This is a genomic window from Catenuloplanes sp. NPDC051500, from assembly GCF_044454585.1.
GTDB lineage: Bacteria > Actinomycetota > Actinomycetes > Mycobacteriales > Micromonosporaceae > Catenuloplanes.
Genome location: NZ_JBITDX010000014.1, coordinates 192,594 through 207,463 on the forward strand (window position 1 = coordinate 192,594; position 14,870 = coordinate 207,463).

General features: G+C 71.5%; 14 protein-coding genes. 1 reads left to right on the forward strand and 13 read right to left on the reverse strand.

All coding sequences use genetic code 11. The annotated features are described in order from the left end of the window. Positions 1 to 45: 45 nt before the first annotated feature. From ACIA8K_RS26795 to ACIA8K_RS26840, 10 genes are all read right to left on the reverse strand, one after another. Positions 46 to 849 carry an HAD family hydrolase gene (locus tag ACIA8K_RS26795; RefSeq protein WP_396063908.1) on the reverse strand — a complete coding sequence of 268 codons (804 nt, stop codon included), beginning with the start codon at positions 847 to 849 and terminating at the stop codon, positions 46 to 48. Between the two features lies 1 nt (position 850). Further along, the gene (locus ACIA8K_RS26800) at positions 851 to 1,690 is read right to left on the reverse strand and encodes an ABC transporter permease (RefSeq protein WP_396063910.1); all 840 of its coding nucleotides are present in this window, start codon (positions 1,688 to 1,690) and stop codon (positions 851 to 853) included. A 4-nt stretch (positions 1,691 to 1,694) separates the two neighbouring features. Next, positions 1,695 to 2,513: an ABC transporter permease gene (locus ACIA8K_RS26805; protein WP_396063913.1), complete on the reverse strand. Its 819-nt coding sequence runs from the start codon at positions 2,511 to 2,513 to the stop codon at positions 1,695 to 1,697. Beyond that, complete coding sequence (locus ACIA8K_RS26810; protein WP_396063915.1) at positions 2,510 to 3,508, reverse strand: ATP-binding cassette domain-containing protein; 999 nt, start codon at positions 3,506 to 3,508, stop codon at positions 2,510 to 2,512. Before ACIA8K_RS26810 ends, ACIA8K_RS26805 begins: the two co-directional genes overlap by 4 nt. Beyond that, positions 3,466 to 4,752, reverse strand: a complete 1,287-nt coding sequence (locus ACIA8K_RS26815) for an FAD-dependent oxidoreductase (protein WP_396063918.1) — start codon at positions 4,750 to 4,752, stop codon at positions 3,466 to 3,468. The genes ACIA8K_RS26810 and ACIA8K_RS26815 overlap by 43 nt, the downstream gene beginning before the upstream one ends. Next, positions 4,739 to 4,984: a hypothetical protein gene (locus tag ACIA8K_RS26820; RefSeq protein ID WP_396063920.1), complete on the reverse strand. Its 246-nt coding sequence runs from the start codon at positions 4,982 to 4,984 to the stop codon at positions 4,739 to 4,741. The genes ACIA8K_RS26815 and ACIA8K_RS26820 overlap by 14 nt, the downstream gene beginning before the upstream one ends. Beyond that, positions 4,974 to 5,504, reverse strand: a complete 531-nt coding sequence (locus tag ACIA8K_RS26825) for an NUDIX domain-containing protein (protein WP_396063922.1) — start codon at positions 5,502 to 5,504, stop codon at positions 4,974 to 4,976. Before ACIA8K_RS26825 ends, ACIA8K_RS26820 begins: the two co-directional genes overlap by 11 nt. Positions 5,505 to 5,515: 11 nt before the next feature. Next, positions 5,516 to 6,412 (reverse strand): aminotransferase class IV, encoded by an 897-nt coding sequence (locus ACIA8K_RS26830; protein ID WP_396063924.1) that lies wholly within the window; start codon positions 6,410 to 6,412, stop codon positions 5,516 to 5,518. A 37-nt stretch (positions 6,413 to 6,449) separates the two neighbouring features. Beyond that, positions 6,450 to 8,963 carry a glycoside hydrolase family 3 N-terminal domain-containing protein gene (locus ACIA8K_RS26835; protein ID WP_396063927.1) on the reverse strand — a complete coding sequence of 838 codons (2,514 nt, stop codon included), beginning with the start codon at positions 8,961 to 8,963 and terminating at the stop codon, positions 6,450 to 6,452. A 391-nt stretch (positions 8,964 to 9,354) separates the two neighbouring features. Continuing rightward, positions 9,355 to 10,305 (reverse strand): methionyl-tRNA formyltransferase, encoded by a 951-nt coding sequence (locus ACIA8K_RS26840; RefSeq protein ID WP_396063930.1) that lies wholly within the window; start codon positions 10,303 to 10,305, stop codon positions 9,355 to 9,357. 204 nt (positions 10,306 to 10,509) lie between these two features. On the opposite strand from ACIA8K_RS26840, the gene ACIA8K_RS26845 reads away from it, so the two are divergent. Further along, positions 10,510 to 11,856 (forward strand): lysine N(6)-hydroxylase/L-ornithine N(5)-oxygenase family protein, encoded by a 1,347-nt coding sequence (locus ACIA8K_RS26845; protein ID WP_396063932.1) that lies wholly within the window; start codon positions 10,510 to 10,512, stop codon positions 11,854 to 11,856. Positions 11,857 to 11,871: 15 nt separating this feature from the next. On the opposite strand, the gene ACIA8K_RS26850 is transcribed toward ACIA8K_RS26845, so the two are convergent. From ACIA8K_RS26850 to ACIA8K_RS26860, 3 genes are read right to left on the reverse strand one after another with little or no spacing between them, the layout of a single operon-like run. After that, on the reverse strand, positions 11,872 to 12,678 hold the full coding sequence (locus ACIA8K_RS26850) for an ABC transporter ATP-binding protein (RefSeq protein WP_396063934.1): 807 nt from the start codon (positions 12,676 to 12,678) through the stop codon (positions 11,872 to 11,874). Positions 12,679 to 12,680: 2 nt separating this feature from the next. Continuing rightward, the gene (locus tag ACIA8K_RS26855) at positions 12,681 to 13,736 is read right to left on the reverse strand and encodes a FecCD family ABC transporter permease (RefSeq protein WP_396063936.1); all 1,056 of its coding nucleotides are present in this window, start codon (positions 13,734 to 13,736) and stop codon (positions 12,681 to 12,683) included. Further along, positions 13,736 to 14,773, reverse strand: coding sequence for a FecCD family ABC transporter permease (locus ACIA8K_RS26860; protein ID WP_396063938.1), 1,038 nt, complete (start codon positions 14,771 to 14,773; stop codon positions 13,736 to 13,738). The genes ACIA8K_RS26855 and ACIA8K_RS26860 overlap by 1 nt, the downstream gene beginning before the upstream one ends. Between the last annotated feature and the right edge of the window lie 97 nt (positions 14,774 to 14,870).

A 14,870-nucleotide genomic window follows, 5' to 3' on the forward strand; every position in this document is an offset into this window, starting at 1 on the left:
CGCGGGAGCATGCGGGCCGGACCACGCTGGAAGCGGGAAACCGCTCTATGCCGTGAAGATCTGGTCGAGGACCACCGCGACGCCGTCGTCGTCGTTGCCGGGGGCGACCTCGTCCGCGATCGCCTTCAGCTCCGGATGGGCGTTGCCCATCGCCACGCCGTGCCCGGCCCAGGCGAGCATCGGCGCGTCGTTCGGCATGTCGCCGAACGCGATCGTCTCCGCGGCGGACACCCCCAGCAGGCCCGCCACCTGGGCCAGTCCGGTCGCCTTGGACAGTCCGAGCGGCAGGATCTCGATCTCGCCGGGCCCGGCCTTCGTGGTGGTCACCAGGTGCCCGGCGAGCCGCGACGCCACCTCGTGCAGCCGGTCCTCGTCCAGCTCCGGGTGCTGGACGTAGAACTTGCGCACCGGCCTCGCCCACAGCGCTTCCGCGTCCGACGGCACCACAGGCAGACCACCGACCGGGTCGTGCCGGTAGCCGGGGCCGGTCAGCACAGCGCCGTCCACGCCGTCGCGGTCCGCGGCCAGCCACAGCGGTCCGGTCACCGCCTCGATCGCGTCGAGCGCCCGCCGGGCGACACCCAGATCCAGCGGGTACGAGGTCAGCTCCCGATGCGCTGCGGCGTCGTAGACCTGCCCGCCCTGCCCGCAGACGGCCAGGCCGGTGTAGCCCAGCTCGTCGAGCAGCGGCCGGGTCCAGGTGACCGAGCGGCCGGTGACCACGACGTGCCGGGCGCCCCGCGTCGCGGCCCGGGCCAGCGCGGCCCGGGTACGCCCGCCGACCGTGCAGTCCGAGCGCAGCAGCGTGCCGTCCAGGTCGGTGGCGACAAGCGAGTATCGGATCGTCATGTCAGCCACCGATGCTTGTGTATCGGGTCAGGTTCCATGTCCAGAACCGCTTGGCGCACAGGTACAGCAGGTAGCAGACGACAGGTGACCCCACCATGATCCAGGCCGTCGGCCCCTGTTCCGGCGCCCGGCCCAGCAGCACCAGGACGGGGAAGTAGGCGATGAACGCGACCGGCAGCAGGAACGTGAACGCGATCCGCAGCGCAAGCGGCAGAATCGACAGCGGGTAGTTGCCGACGGTGGCCATGATGTCGTCGAGCCATTTGCCGACGCCGTGCGCGAGTGGCGAGCGCAGCATCAGCGCGGCGATCGGCAGCTGCACCGCCGCCTCCAGGTACATCCCGCCGAGGATGGCGGCGCCGAGGTAGAGCAGCCGCGCCGGGGTCCAGTCGATCGGCACCCGGGCGATGCCCACCGCGCATACCACGACGCCCACTGTGAAGTCGCCGAACGCGTTGATGTTGAAGCGGCTGATCAGGATCTGGGTGAGGACGGTCAGCGGGCGCAGGAAGTACCCCTCTACCCGGCCCTCCTCGACGAGCTCGGCGAGCGCGTCGGAGAGGTTGCCGTAGACCATGGTGAACAGGCCGTGCGCCATCAGCCGCATACCGACGATGAGCAGCACGCCGCTGGCCGGGAAGTCGCCGATGCCGTTGAACCGGGTGATCAGGACCGCGGCGAACGCCAGCGTCGACGACTGCCACAGGATGCCGAACACGATCTCGAACGCGAAGTCGCCGGGGTATTCCAGACGGCCCCGGATGTTGATCAGCGTGGCCTTCACCGCGACGCGGGCGGTGTGCAGCGCGCGGGCCAGCCGGCCCTGGACCAGCGTTGTCATCGGGTCAGCCTCCCTGTGCGGTGACGCGCCGGGCCGCGCGCGACCACATGAACCGGGTCAGGACGGCCAGCACCAACGTCCAGCCGGCGGCGTACGCGAGCTGTGTCGATGCCTCGTCCAGCGGGATCCGCCCGACGTAGACGGAGACGGGCAGGTGGATGGTGGCCGCGAACGGAAGCACCGTGGCCGTGGTGAGCAGCCAGCCGGGCAGGAACCACAGCGGTACGAACACTCCGGAGAGCAGGTCCTGGACGAACGAGTACATCCGGGTCAGGCCGGTGTTGGACACCAGCCAGAAGGTGATCACGTCGATGAGCTGCCCGAGGTAGTAGAGGATCATCTGCCCGAGTACGAGCCCGGCCAGGAACACGGCACCGGCCGCGGCCGAGACCGGCGGGCCGATCATGCCGGTGGCCAGCACGAGCAGGTAACCGATCAGGGCCCACACGGCGCCGTACGCCATGTCGCCGAGCGCGCGGAACAGGTAGTAGCGGCCCGGTGAGATCGGGCGCAGGAACCAGTAGACGATCGTGCCCTCGCGGGTGCGTTGCGGCAACGAGTCCTTGGAGACCATCCGGTTGGTCCAGCGGATCCGGCCGAGCAGAATGGCGAGCGTGGCGTAGGTGACGGTCTGTTCCACGTCCAGACCGGCCACGCTGCCCCGGCCGGAGTAGACCGCGGTCCACAGCAGGTAGTAGACGTACACCTGCACCGCGAGCATGAACGGGGCCAGGAAGAACCGGCCGCGGTAGGCGACGGTCTGGTAGAGCGGGATGATCCGCCAGATCCGCCACGCCCGGCCGGCCAACGGTGCCGTACTCATACATGCGCCTCCGCCTGGTACGCGTCCCGCATCAGTTCCTCGAGGTCGGTCTCCGCGACGGTCAACCCGACCACCGGGAACCGGGCGATGACCGCGCGCACCACGTCCTCGGGTGTGGTGCCGTCGTCCGGCGCGAGCGTGGCGCGGGCGCCCTCGTGCGACAGCAGCGTGGCCCCCGGCACGGCCACCTCCGCGACCGGCTCGCCGAAGGTGACGTGCACGCGCGGCCGGGCGCCGTGCTTGCGCTTCATCTCCTCGAGCGTGCCGTCGAACATCAGCCGGCCGTGGTTGATCAGCAGGACCCGCTCGCACAGCCGTGCCACGTCGGTCATGTCGTGGGTGGTGAGCACGACCGCGCGGCCCCGCTCCCGTACCTGCTGGAGCAGGAACTCGCGGGTCTTCTCCTTCGCCACCACGTCCATGCCGATCGTCGGCTCGTCAAGGAAGAGGATCGGCGGATCGTGCAGCACCGCGGCGGCCATGTCGCAGCGCACCCGCTGGCCGAGCGACATCAGCCGCACCGGCGTGTCCCAGAACTCGGAGATGCCGAGGATCTGGTCGACGTCGCGCAGTTGCCGCTCGTAGTCGGCTGTGGACAGATTGAAGATGTCCCGGATCAGCCCGAACGAGTGCCGGGCCGGCAGGTCCCACCACAACTGCGTCTTCTGCCCGAAGACCGCGCCGACCGAGTGCGCGTTCGCAAGCCGGTCCGTGTGCGGCACCCGGCCGTCGACCCACACCTCGCCCGAGGTCGGCGTGAGGATCCCGGTCAGCATCTTGATCGTGGTGGACTTGCCGGCGCCGTTCGGCCCGAGCAGCCCGACCAACTCCCCGCGGGCGACGGAGAGCGAGAGATCACTGACCACTGTGCGCTCGTCGTACACCGGCGCGAACAGCGTGCGCAGGCCGGCGAGCCGGCCGGTCCGCGGGCGCGTGACCCGGTAGGCCTTCGTCAGCCCGCGGGTGACGATTGCCGCGGAATCCCTGTCGGGCATGGCGGTTCCTTTCCTGCGTGCGTTACATAGAGCCGGCTGAGCGCGCCGATGTCCGGCACCGCGCCGGGCAGATCGGGCCGGTGCAGCACGGCCGCGGGTGTCTCCCACGCCTCCCGCGCCGGGGCCGGCCGCGGCGGTACGGCAGGGATCGCGTCCCAACCGGCGTCGGCGGCCGGGACGCCGAGCCGGGCACCGACGGTGAGCACCGCACGGCGGGCGGCCAGAGGTGCCAGCGTCAGCTTGGACGGAGTGCACACTACGGCCCGGCCGCCGAGCACCTCCCGGCCGAACTCGTGCGCGACGGTCCCGCTGTGCGGTCGCAGCCCGGACTTCGTGGCCGCATAGCCGGAGACCTCGTCCACCTCGGCGAGCACGGCCGGGTCGACCACCTGCCGCAGCGTCAGCAGCAGCCTGCGCGCCCACCAGCCCGCGAGCTGGCCGGGGTGCGCGTCACCGCTGTCGAACGACTGGAAATCCGAGGCCAGCCAGGTGACACGCCCGTCCCGGCCGATTCGGCTGGCCAGGAACAGCCCGTGTTCCTCGCGCTCCGGGAACAGTGCGCTGACCGCGGGCAGCCGGCCGCGCAGCACAAGCATGAACGCCCGGCGCAACTGCACCGCGGCGGGCAGCCCGGACCGGGCCAGCAGCTCCGGCGTGCCGGCTCCGGCGGCCAGGACCGCGGCCCGCGCCCGGACCGGCACGGCGGTGCTGTCGGGCTCGACGATCCGGGCGCACACGCCGTCGCCTGATTCCTCGATCCGCTCGACGGTGCCTGGCCGCGTCTCGATTCCGGCCGTGCGGACTTGCGCCCACAGCCCGCACAGCAGGTCGCCGATGTCGTACGTCGGCTCCGCGCCTTGGAAGCAGGCCACGGGCGCGTCGCGCAGCCACGGGGGAGTGGCCCGTGGGCGGACCGTCAGCCCGCAGTCCCGCCAGAAGCGCTCGGCGCGACGCCTCGCGGCCGTGTCCGAGAAGACGATCGCGGACTCCGCGGTGACCGGGGTGAACCGGGCGAGCAGGCCGTTCCAGTGTTCGCGGGCGCTGCCGAGCAGTGCGGGCAGGCGCGGTTCACCCGGGCCGTACGCGTACCCCCGGTGCAGGTATCCGTGCGACTGCCCGGACTGGCCGCCACCGGCCCGCACCGGCTCGACGAGCATCACCTGCGCGCCGAGACGGGCCAGGGCCAGCGCGGTCAGCAGTCCGGTCATGCCGGCCCCGGCCACGACCACGTCACAGTGCCGCATCGGCCGGTTCCAGCGCGGCGACCAGCCCGGAGACCGGTGACATCCGGACCAGCCAGCGCTCCCCGGACGGCGTCTCCAGCAGCAGCGTGTGCTCACCGGCCCGGCACGCGGAGCGCAGCGGTCCCAGGCCGGCCAGCAGCAGCCGGTCCCGGGCCGTCAGGTCGCCGGTGCGCAGACTGACGCGGATCTCGGTGGCGAGGCCGACGACGACCTCCGCGGTGTCAACGAGCATCGCCGGACGCTCCGATCACGGCCATCGCGGCGAGCGTCGCCGAGTCCCGGATCCGGCCGGTCACCGCGAGGTCGCACAGTTCCGGCCAGGAGAGGTGGTGCACGGTCAGGCCGGTCTCGAACGGGTCGCGGTCCGGCGTGCCGGTGCCGGCGACGTCCGCCGTGAACGCGTGGCAGGACGACGTCGCGAAGCCGTTGCTCTCCGCGAAGGTGACAAGGGGCCGCAGACCTGTCAGTTCCAGGCCGGTCTCCTCGCGGGCCTCCCGCCGGGCGGCCGCCTCGGGCGTCTCGCCCGCCGTCATGCCACCCTGCGGGAACTCCAGGCTCGGCGCGCCGCCCATCGTCGGCCGGGACAGCTCGACCACCACGTACCGGCCGTCTCGGCGCGGGGCGACGAGCACCGAGTCCGGCCGGCAGACCATGTAGTACGGATGCCGGGTGCCGTCCGCGGACTCGTACCGCCGCTGCTCGACAGTGAACCACGGGTTCCGGTGCGCCGTGCCGCGCTCGACCAGGCGCATGGCCGCCCCGCTCATCGCAGCGGGGCCAGGTAGTCCGGCGCGAGCGGGTGCTCACCCCGGCACAACCGGGCGTACCCGTCGGCGAGTGCGCAGACGGTCGCCGCGGCCGCGTCGTCGCCACCCGTTTTACCGTCCACACTGTCCACCGACCGCAGGCCGAGCAGCGTACCGGCCAGCACCACCCGCGCCTGGTAGAGCTCGTCACGCGGGACCGGCCGCTCGTCGACCCGGTAACCGAGCCGCCGGGCGAGGTCCAGCACGATCCGCTTGGTGATCGAGTCGAGCACGCCGGAATCCACCGACGGCGTTGTCACCGACCCGTCCCGCACCAGCAGGACCGCGGCGCCGTCCGCCTCGGCCACGTGCCCGCGGTCATTCAGGAAGAGGACGTGCTCCACCCCGTGCTCAATCCGCTCGCGCTCGAAGAGGCGGAAGTCCAGATAGGAACCGCCTGACTTCGCCTGCGCGCCGATCGGGCCGCCGAACCGCCGGTGCCCGCTCACGATCGCCCGTACGGCCGGCGGCGTGGTGGGCCGGAACGGGAAGCCACCGATATACATGGCGCCCGCGCTGTCCGGTGCCAGCGACGACCGGCCGTACCGGGCGTAGAACGTCGGGCGCAGATAGACGTCGACGCCGCTGAGCCGCGCCGCGACCGTGCCGAGCGCGCCGCGCACCTCCGCGCGCGTCATCGGCGCCGGGATGTCCGCCAACCGGGCGGAGTCGAAGAGCCGGTCGAGGTGCGCGTCCCCGGCCAGCACCTGGTGGCAGCCCTGCCCGGCGTCCCAGAACGCCGTGATGCCCTCGAATACATTGGCGCCGCGCAGCGCCAGCTCGTCCCAGACGTGGACCCGCGCGTCCTCCCACGGCACGCAGGCACCGTCGAACCACATCACCCGATCAGACATCGGCGTGCTTCCCCGTTTCGTCGTTCGGTGTTCGTCGTCAGGCGCCGGCCGGTCCGGTCACCAGTCGCACGGCGCCCAGGTCCAGACGGGCGGCGGCCTCGGTGTGAAACATCAGCGGCACGTCGACGTGCCCGAACTCGATGCCGGCCGCGGCCAGCTCGGCGAGGGGGACCTCCAGCTCGGCCCATTCGCCCGCGGGCAGCGCGGCGAGCCTCGCGGCGATGTCCACGGTCGGCTGCTGCGGGTGGTCGTCGTGGCAGGTGAGGTGGAACGGGCCGGCCGGCGCCTCAAGCACCCGCACCGCGATCCGGAGCCGGCCGTCGTCACGGACGTGCGCGCGCAGGTCGCGCCGGCCACCGTCGGCCGACCGGGCGAACACGAAGACCTGTTCGCCGAGGAACGTCAGCGACATCGCCTCGCCGCCCCCGGCGTCCTCCGTCGGCTCCGCGAGCAGGTAGGCCGTCTTCAGCGGGAGCGGCAACGGCTTCTTGTCCGGGGCACCGGCGGTCAGCACGTACCCGGTGCCGCCCGGCCAGATGTCGACCACACCGTCGACACGCTCGGGGATCGGCACCTCCGGCGTCTCGTCAAGCGGCAGCACGCCCAGGTCCGGGCCGCCGTCACGCATCGTCAGGCCGTAGCCGTACGCGAACAGCGGTGTGTGCTCCCCCTCCGGCAGCACCTCGCCGTCCGGCGGCTCGTACCCCGGGATGTGCTCCGGCACCCGGTTGACGGTCAGGTGGCGGCGTCCGCGCGGCCAGGTGACGCTCAACCGGCCCTGGAAGTCGTGCGCGATGGCGTTGTCCGGGCCCGCGAACAGCACGTCGGTGAGGCCTGTGGCGTCCGGGCCGGGCAGCCAGGCCGCGACGAACGCGTCCGAGGCGTTGAGCTCCGGCGTCACGTAGAGCGGACGGCCGCTGAACAGCACGGTGACCACTGTCGCGCCCGCCGCGCGCAGGCGCCGCAGCGTGTCCCGGTCGCGGGCGTAGCCGGGCTTCAGCCGGGCGTAGTCGATGTCGCGCCACGACTGGAGCGAACCCATCATCTCCGCGTACGGGTCCTCGCCGATCGCCGCGATCACCACGTCGAAGTCGGCCGGGTCGTGCCGCTCCAGGTACGGGTCCACCACGCACCGATCCGCGCCGACCACACCGGCCACCGCCATCGCGACGGTCGAGCCGCCCGGGTAGTCGGTCAGATCGGTGTCGTCGCCCTGCCACGTCACCGTGTAGCCGCCGGTCTGCTTCTGTACCGTGTCCGCCGCACTGCCGGTCACCAGCACCCGCGCGGCCGGCGCGATCGGCAGCGTCGCGCCGTCGTTCTTCAGCAGCACCAGGGACTTGCGGACCGCCTCCCGCGCCAGCGCCCGGTGCTCGGGGCGGCCCAGCACGTCGGTGCGCCCGGCCAGCGTCCTGTCCTGCGGCCGCGGCTTGTCCCACAGCCCGGCGCGCATCTTGACGCGCAGCACGCGGCGGACCGCGTCGTCGACCCGGTCCATCGGGATCGCACCGGAGCGGATCGCCGCGAGCGCCGTGCGGTGCACCGCTGTCCACTTCTCCCGGGACGAGATCATCAGCACGTCGAGGCCGGCCCGGATCACGTTGTCCGCGTCGCCCTCGTCGCAGCCGGGCACGTGCTGGTGGGCATCCCAGTCCCCGACGACGATGCCGTCAAAGCCGAGCTTTTCCTTCAGTACCGTGGTGAGCAGGTACGCGCTGCCGTGCACCCGCTCCTCGGTGTGCCCGGAGCCCACCCAGCCGTTGTAGGCGGCCATCACTGTCTGCGCACCGGCCTCGACTGCCGACAGGAAACCAGCCGCGTGTACGTTGCGCAGCACGTCCTCGGAGCACCAGGCGGTACCGCGGTCCCCACCGTCGCGGGTGCCGCCGTCGCCGAGCCAGTGCTTGGCGCACGCCAGCACGTGCAGGTCGCCGCGCAGGTCCTCCGCGCTGCCCTGGAGGCCACGGACCAGCTCCCGGGCGTACGCGTGCACGATCTCGGGATCCTCGGAGTAACCCTCGTAGGTGCGGCCCCAGCGCCGGTCACGCGGGACCGACACGGTGGGGGCGAAGGTCCAGTCCATCCCGGTCGCGGCCACCTCGGTCGCGGTCGCGGTGCCGATGCGGAACATCAGCTCCGGGTCGCGGGCGGCGCCCAGGCCGATGTTGTGCGGAAACACCGTCGCGCCGTGCACGTTGTTGTGGCCGTGCACCGCGTCGCCCGCCCACATGAACGGGATCCGGAACGGCCGGTCGCGGTACGCCTCCTCGGCCGCCGCCCAGAAACCGCCGATGGTCTCGGCCCACGCGGCCGGGGTCGCCCGCCGGTCACCGCCCGGCCAGCGCCCGGCGCCGTTAAGCGCCGAGCCGATCTTGTATTCGCGTACGTCCTCCGGCGTCAGCTCGACCAGATCCGGCTGGATCATCTGGCCCAGCTTCTCCTCGACGGTCATCTGCGCGAGGATCTCGGCGATCGTCCGCTCGATGCCCGGATCGGCCGGGATCGCGGACGTGAGGGACGGCCAGTCGGCATGGTGGTCGAGCCGCTTCAAGGACTTCTCCTCCGTGATGTCGGCGATCGGGTCACGTGAAACGCATCGATGAAGAGCGTTCTCGAACCCCCCGTGGATCGCCACTGTCACAGTGTCGATCCACGGTGTCAACGATCGTCTGCTATACAGCACGGGCAGCGTTTATGCAGGTCAGCGTTGTGGTCGTCGAGCCCGCGTCCAACCGTCCACTATGGTGCAAGCGGCCGGCCAGCGACATCCTCGGCGGAGCCGGCCAAGCGGTCAGCTCTCGCACGGGCGGGCCGGCTCAGGAAAGCGGCTTCGCCGGAACCGCGGGTCGCGGCGCCCGCGTGTACCGCGTTCCACAGCCGCCCGCCCCACCGGATCGGCGGGACGGGCGGTCGGGGTCAGGGAGAGGATGCGGTGGCGGGCGTCAGGCCTGGTTGGTCAGGTACCCGCCCATTGAGGTGAAGTAGTCCTGGGCGGCCAGTTCGGTGCCGTCGTCGGTACGGACCCTTGTGACAAGCAGGCCGTGGTTGCGGCCGTGCCGGGCGTCCGCGCCGGCGACGATCGCCACGCCGGCGTCACCCTCGCGGTAGAAGATCCGGCCGGGGGTGCCGCCGTAGACGTTCGCCGAGACCTCGGCGGTGACGATCTCCAGCCGCCGGCCGTGGTGGTAGGTGTAGGCGCTCGGGTACGGCTGTGACTGCGCGCGGACGAGCCGGTCGAGGTCCTCCGCCGGCCAGTTCCAGTCGATGCGGCAGTCCTCGTCGGCGCGCTTGTGGAAGAAGCTGGCCTTGGACCGGTCCTGCTTGACCCAGTCGGTGCGCCCGGAGGCGATCAGCGCCAGCCCGTCCACGGTGATCGGGCCGAACAGGTCGAGCGTGGCGTGGAACAGGTCGGTGGTGGTGGCGCGGGGGCCGACCGGGACCGAGCGTTGCAGCACGATGTCGCCGGCGTCGAGGGTGTCGTCCATCATGTGCGCGGTCACGCCGACCTCCTTCTCACCGTTGATCAAAGCCCAGATCAGGGGCGAGAAGCCGGCGTACGCGGGCAGCAGCGAGTCGTGCACGTTGAGGGTGCCCAGCCGGGGCAGGGTGAAGATGCGCGGCGGGATCCAGGTGCGCCAGTTGGTGGCGACTATGACGTCCGGGTCAGCCTCGCGCAGTCGCTCGAGCAGCTCGTCGTCGTCCGGGCGGTTGCGCAGCAGCACCGGTACGTCGTGCTTCTCGGCCAGGTCGGCGACCGAGTCGTCCCAGATCTTCTCGTAGGCGTGGTCGCTCTTGGGGTGGGTGACGACAAGCGTCACCTCGTGTTCGGAGTCGAGCAGTGCCTGCAGGGTGCGGTGACCCCAGGTCTGGTATCCGAACATGGCTACCCGCATGGGCGATGTCCTCCTCTGTGCCGCGGTCCTGCCTGGACGGAGCGGTGCGCAGGCCGAGCCGGGGTGTTCACGATAGATGCGGATCGTACTATAGTTAGCCTAGCCTAACTAAGGCCCTGCAGGGTGCTCAGCTGCACGCATCCCGTGCGGTTGTGCTTTCCGTTTCCGTACCCGGGCGTACCCCGGCCACGTGATGGGACATGTATGTCAGAGGAGCCTTTCGATGGCGAGCGGTCGGTCCACGACCTGATCGGCGTCGGGTTCGGTCCGTCCAATCTGGCTCTGGCGATCGCGATCGCCGAGCACAACGCGGGCCTTCAGCGCACCCCCGGTGGGCGAGCGGTGAGGGCGGCCTTCGTGGAGCGGCAACGGGGATTCGGCTGGCACCGGGGGATGTTGCTCGAGGACGCGACCATGCAGGTCTCGTTCCTCAAGGACCTGGTCACCCTGCGGAATCCGAAGAGCGACTTCAGCTTCCTGTGCTATCTGCAAAGCCGGGACCGGCTTGTCGACTTCATCAATCAGAAGAACTTCTTCCCGTCCCGGGTGGAGTTCCACGACTACCTTCAGTGGGCCGCCGCGCTCGTCGACGGAGACGTCTCCTACGGCCGCGAGGTGGTCGAGATCCGCCCGGTCAGGCGTGGCGACGAGGTGGTCTCCTTCGACGTGGTCTCGGCCGACGTGACAGGTAACGCCGGTCCGCTCGTGCACCGGGCCCGCAATCTGGTGCTTGGCACCGGCCTGACCCCGCGGCTGCCGGACGGCGTGACCGCCGACGACCGCATCTGGCACACCCGCGACCTGCTGCCCAACGCCGAACGCCTCAAGCGGGAGGCGCCGTCCTCCAAGCGGTTCGTCGTGGTGGGCGCCGGGCAGAGCGCCGCCGAGGCCGTCGACTACCTGCACCGGGAGTTCCCGAACGCCGAGGTGAACGCGGTGATCACCCGCTACGGCTACAGCCCGGCCGACGACAGCGCCTTCGCCAACCGGATCTTCGACCCGGCGGCGGTGAACGACTACTTCGCCGCGTCGGACCAGGTCAAGCAGATGATGCTCGCCTATCACGGCAACACCAACTACTCGGTTGTCGACCAGGACCTGATCGAGGACCTCTCCCGCCGGGTCTACCAGGAGAAGGTGCGCGGCGAGGAGCGGCTACGCCTGCTGAACGTGTCAAGGGTGACCGAGGCCGTCCGGATGGGCGACCGGGTGCACACGGTGGTCGAGTCGATGATCAGCGGTGAGCGTCAGGTGTTTGACGCCGACGCCGTGGTGTTCGCCACCGGCTATCGGCAGCCCGACCCGGCCGCGCTGCTCGGTGACCTGGCCGCCGAATGCCTGCGCGACGAGGCCGGCCGGATCGCGGTGCGGCGTGACTACCGCGTGGAGACGACAGCGCACGTCCGCGCCGGTGTCTATCTGCAGGGCGGCACCGAGCACACGCACGGCATCTCGTCCTCGCTGCTGTCCAACACGTCGATCCGGTCCGCCGAGATCCTCAAGGCGGTCGCGGAGGACGCGGAGGCCGGCATGTCCCTGGCCGGGCGGTAGGGCCGGGCGGCCCGGTCAGCCGGCCATGTGATGCCGGCCGGCCGGGATGATCAACGGCGTGCCGCTGATCGGATCGCGGGTCACCTGACAGTCGACGTCGAACACGTCGGCCACCACCTCGGGAGTGATGACGGCGGCCGGATCGCCCTGGGCGACGATCCGGCCCGACTTCATGGCCACCAGGTGATCGGCGTACCGGCCGGCCTGGTTGAGGTCGTGCAACACCATCACCACGGTACGGCCGTCGCGCCTGTTGAGATCGACCACCAGGTCGAGCACGTCGATCTGGTGCGACAGATCGAGGAACGTGGTCGGCTCGTCAAGCAGCAGGACCGGCGTCTCCTGCGCCACCGCCATCGCGATCCAGGCGCGTTGCCGCTGGCCGCCGGAGAGCTCGTCGACGGGACGATGTGCCAGGTCGGTCATGCCGGTGGCGGCGAGCGCGGCGCCGACCGCCGCCTCGTCGGCCGCCGACCACTGCTGCCACCAGGTCTGGTGCGGCGAGCGGCCCCGGCTCACCAGGTCCACGACGGTCAGGCCGGCCGGTGTCACGGGGGACTGGGGCAGGATGCCCACCTGGCGGGCGACCTGGCGGGTCGGAAGCGTGTGGATCGCCGCACCGTCGAGCCGGACGCAGCCCGCGGCCGGCGACATCAGCCGGGCCAGGGCCCGCAGCAGCGTCGACTTGCCGCAGGCGTTGGCGCCGACGATCGCCGTGATCCGGCCGGTGGGCAGGTCGAGGTCGAGGTCGTCGACGACGATCCGGCCGGGGTAGGCCAGTCGCAGCCGTTCGGTGCGCAGATCGGGTTGGTGCAGGACCATGGTCAGCCTCCAGAGCCGGCTCGGTTGGCGCGCGCGAGCAGCCACAGCAGGAAGGCCGCGCCCAACGCACCGGTGACGACGCCGACCGGCAGGTCGGCGTCCGGGAGGAGATAACGGGCGAGCAGGTCGCTCACGAGCACCATGAACGCCCCGGTCAGGGCCGAGACGAGCGGCGGCGGGGCGGGCTGTCCGGCCAGCCGCTGGGCCACCTGTGGCGCGGCGAGGGCGACGAACAGCACCGGCCCGGCGGCCGCGGTGGCGAAGGCGACCAGCCCGACGCCGGCCAGGAGCAGGCAGACCCGGGCGCGCTGGACGGGCGTGCCCAGGCCGCGGGCCACGTCGTCGCCGAGGGACAGGGTGCGGCTCCACCGGGTCAGCAGCAGGGTCACCGGAAGCAGCAGGCCGACCGCGCCGGCGAGCGGAAGCACCGTCTCCCAGCCGCGGCCGTTGATGCTGCCGACCAGCCAGCCGAGCGCGGCCTGCGCCTCGTGCAGCCGAGCGTGGGTGAGCAGATAGTCGGTGGCGCTTGTGCACATCCAGGAGATCCCGATGCCGACGAGCACGATGCGGTATCCGCTCGCGCCGCCTCGCCAGGCCAGCAGATAGATCAGGGCGGCCGTGGTGAGCGCGCCAAGCACGCCGAGGGCCGAGCTGCTCAGGCCGCCCGCGCCGAGCACGATCCCGCCGACGACAGCCGTGGTCGCACCGGCGTTGATGCCGATCATGTCCGGGCTCGCCAGGGGGTTGCGGGTGATCGTCTGGAAGACGGCGCCGGACACCGCGAAGGCGGCACCGACGAGCAGGCCGGTCAGTGCCCGTGGCAGACGCAGCTCACGGATCACGAAGGCCGGTCCGGGGTCGTCGGAGCCGGCCAGCGCACGCAGCACGTCCGGCAGGCTCACCGGGTAGTCGCCGATGGACAGGCTGACGCACAGCACCGCGAACGTGGCCGCGCTCAATGCCAGGCAGACCGCCACGGTACGGGGTGGGAGCACCCCGGAGACCGGCGGGTACGCCAGCCGGAACGCGCCCCGGGGCAGGGCTTCGCGGGCCGTCATCAGAGCTCCACCGCCCGGTGCCGGCGGACCAGCGCGATGAAGAACGGGCCGCCGATGAACGCGACGACGATGCCTGCCTGCACCTCCTCCGGCCGGGCGATCACCCGGCCGACGATGTCGGCGAACAGCAGCAGGCAGGGCGCGAGCAGCGCCGTCGCGGGCAGCAGCAGGCGATGGTCCGGGCCGGTGACCAGCCGGGCGACGTGCGGCACCACCAGTCCGATGAAGACGATCGGCCCGGCGATCGCGACAGCGGTGCCGGCCAGCAGCGTCACCGCGAGCACGGCCTGGAACCGGATGGCGCCGATCCGGCGGCCCAGGGCGATCGCGGTGTCCTCGCCGAGCGCGAGGCTGTTGAGTGCCGGACCGGCCGTGACCGCGAGCGCGACGCCGACGGCCAGGAACGGCGCCATCCGCCACAGCAGGGCCGGGTCCGCGCCGGTCAGTGAGCCGGCCGACCAGAACCGGAACCGGTCCAGCGCCTCGGGTTGCCGGAGCACGATCGCGCTTGTGCACGAGCCCAGCAGGAACGTGAGCGCGATGCCGGCCAGAGCGATCTTCACCGGGGTGGCGCCACCCTGGCCGAGGCTGCCCAGCACCTGCACGGCGACGGCGCCGGCGAAGGATCCGGCGAGGGCGAACCAGACGTATCCGGAGGCGGCGGTCACCCCGAGCGCGGCCACCGCGACGACGATGGCGAGGGAGGCGCCGGCGCTGACGCCGAGCAGCCCGGGATCAGCAAGTGGATTGCGGGTCAGGCCCTGCATCAAGGCCCCGGCGAGGCCGAGTGCGAGTCCGACCAGGACGGCACAGACGGTCCTCGGTACGCGTACGCCCCAGACGATCGCCTCGGCCTGTGGATTGGAGATCCGGGCGGCCGAGCGGTCCAGGAGGGCGTGGAGCACCTCGCCGGGCGGGACCGTCTTGCTTCCGACGGCAAGCGAGATCACGGACAGGAGGGCGAGCAGCGCGACCGCGGTGATCAACAACACTGTCCGCGTCGCCGCGGCAGGCCGGGCCGGGGCGGCTGTGCTCATCCCGCCTCCGATGCTCTATCCAGGAAGGACACGGTAACTATGCTAAGGGTTACCTAACCCTTACCGGCGCGGCGGGGTGTCTTGTGATTAGGTTAGG

What these genes read in the sequence shown, in the direction of transcription:
- ACIA8K_RS26825 (WP_396063922.1), bottom strand. Translation starts at nt 5,504, where the DNA reads ATGCGCCTGGTCGAGCGCGGCACGGCGCACCGGAACCCGTGGTTCACT.
- ACIA8K_RS26840 (WP_396063930.1), bottom strand. Translation starts at nt 10,305, where the DNA reads ATGCGGGTAGCCATGTTCGGATACCAGACCTGGGGTCACCGCACCCTG.
- ACIA8K_RS26860 (WP_396063938.1), bottom strand. Translation starts at nt 14,773, where the DNA reads ATGAGCACAGCCGCCCCGGCCCGGCCTGCCGCGGCGACGCGGACAGTG.
- ACIA8K_RS26850 (WP_396063934.1), bottom strand. Translation starts at nt 12,678, where the DNA reads ATGGTCCTGCACCAACCCGATCTGCGCACCGAACGGCTGCGACTGGCC.
- ACIA8K_RS26805 (WP_396063913.1), bottom strand. Translation starts at nt 2,513, where the DNA reads ATGAGTACGGCACCGTTGGCCGGCCGGGCGTGGCGGATCTGGCGGATC.
- ACIA8K_RS26800 (WP_396063910.1), bottom strand. Translation starts at nt 1,690, where the DNA reads ATGACAACGCTGGTCCAGGGCCGGCTGGCCCGCGCGCTGCACACCGCC.
- ACIA8K_RS26815 (WP_396063918.1), bottom strand. Translation starts at nt 4,752, where the DNA reads ATGCGGCACTGTGACGTGGTCGTGGCCGGGGCCGGCATGACCGGACTG.
- ACIA8K_RS26845 (WP_396063932.1), top strand. Translation starts at nt 10,510, where the DNA reads ATGTCAGAGGAGCCTTTCGATGGCGAGCGGTCGGTCCACGACCTGATC.
- ACIA8K_RS26820 (WP_396063920.1), bottom strand. Translation starts at nt 4,984, where the DNA reads ATGCTCGTTGACACCGCGGAGGTCGTCGTCGGCCTCGCCACCGAGATC.
- ACIA8K_RS26795 (WP_396063908.1), bottom strand. Translation starts at nt 849, where the DNA reads ATGACGATCCGATACTCGCTTGTCGCCACCGACCTGGACGGCACGCTG.
- ACIA8K_RS26810 (WP_396063915.1), bottom strand. Translation starts at nt 3,508, where the DNA reads ATGCCCGACAGGGATTCCGCGGCAATCGTCACCCGCGGGCTGACGAAG.
- ACIA8K_RS26830 (WP_396063924.1), bottom strand. Translation starts at nt 6,412, where the DNA reads ATGTCTGATCGGGTGATGTGGTTCGACGGTGCCTGCGTGCCGTGGGAG.
- ACIA8K_RS26855 (WP_396063936.1), bottom strand. Translation starts at nt 13,736, where the DNA reads ATGACGGCCCGCGAAGCCCTGCCCCGGGGCGCGTTCCGGCTGGCGTAC.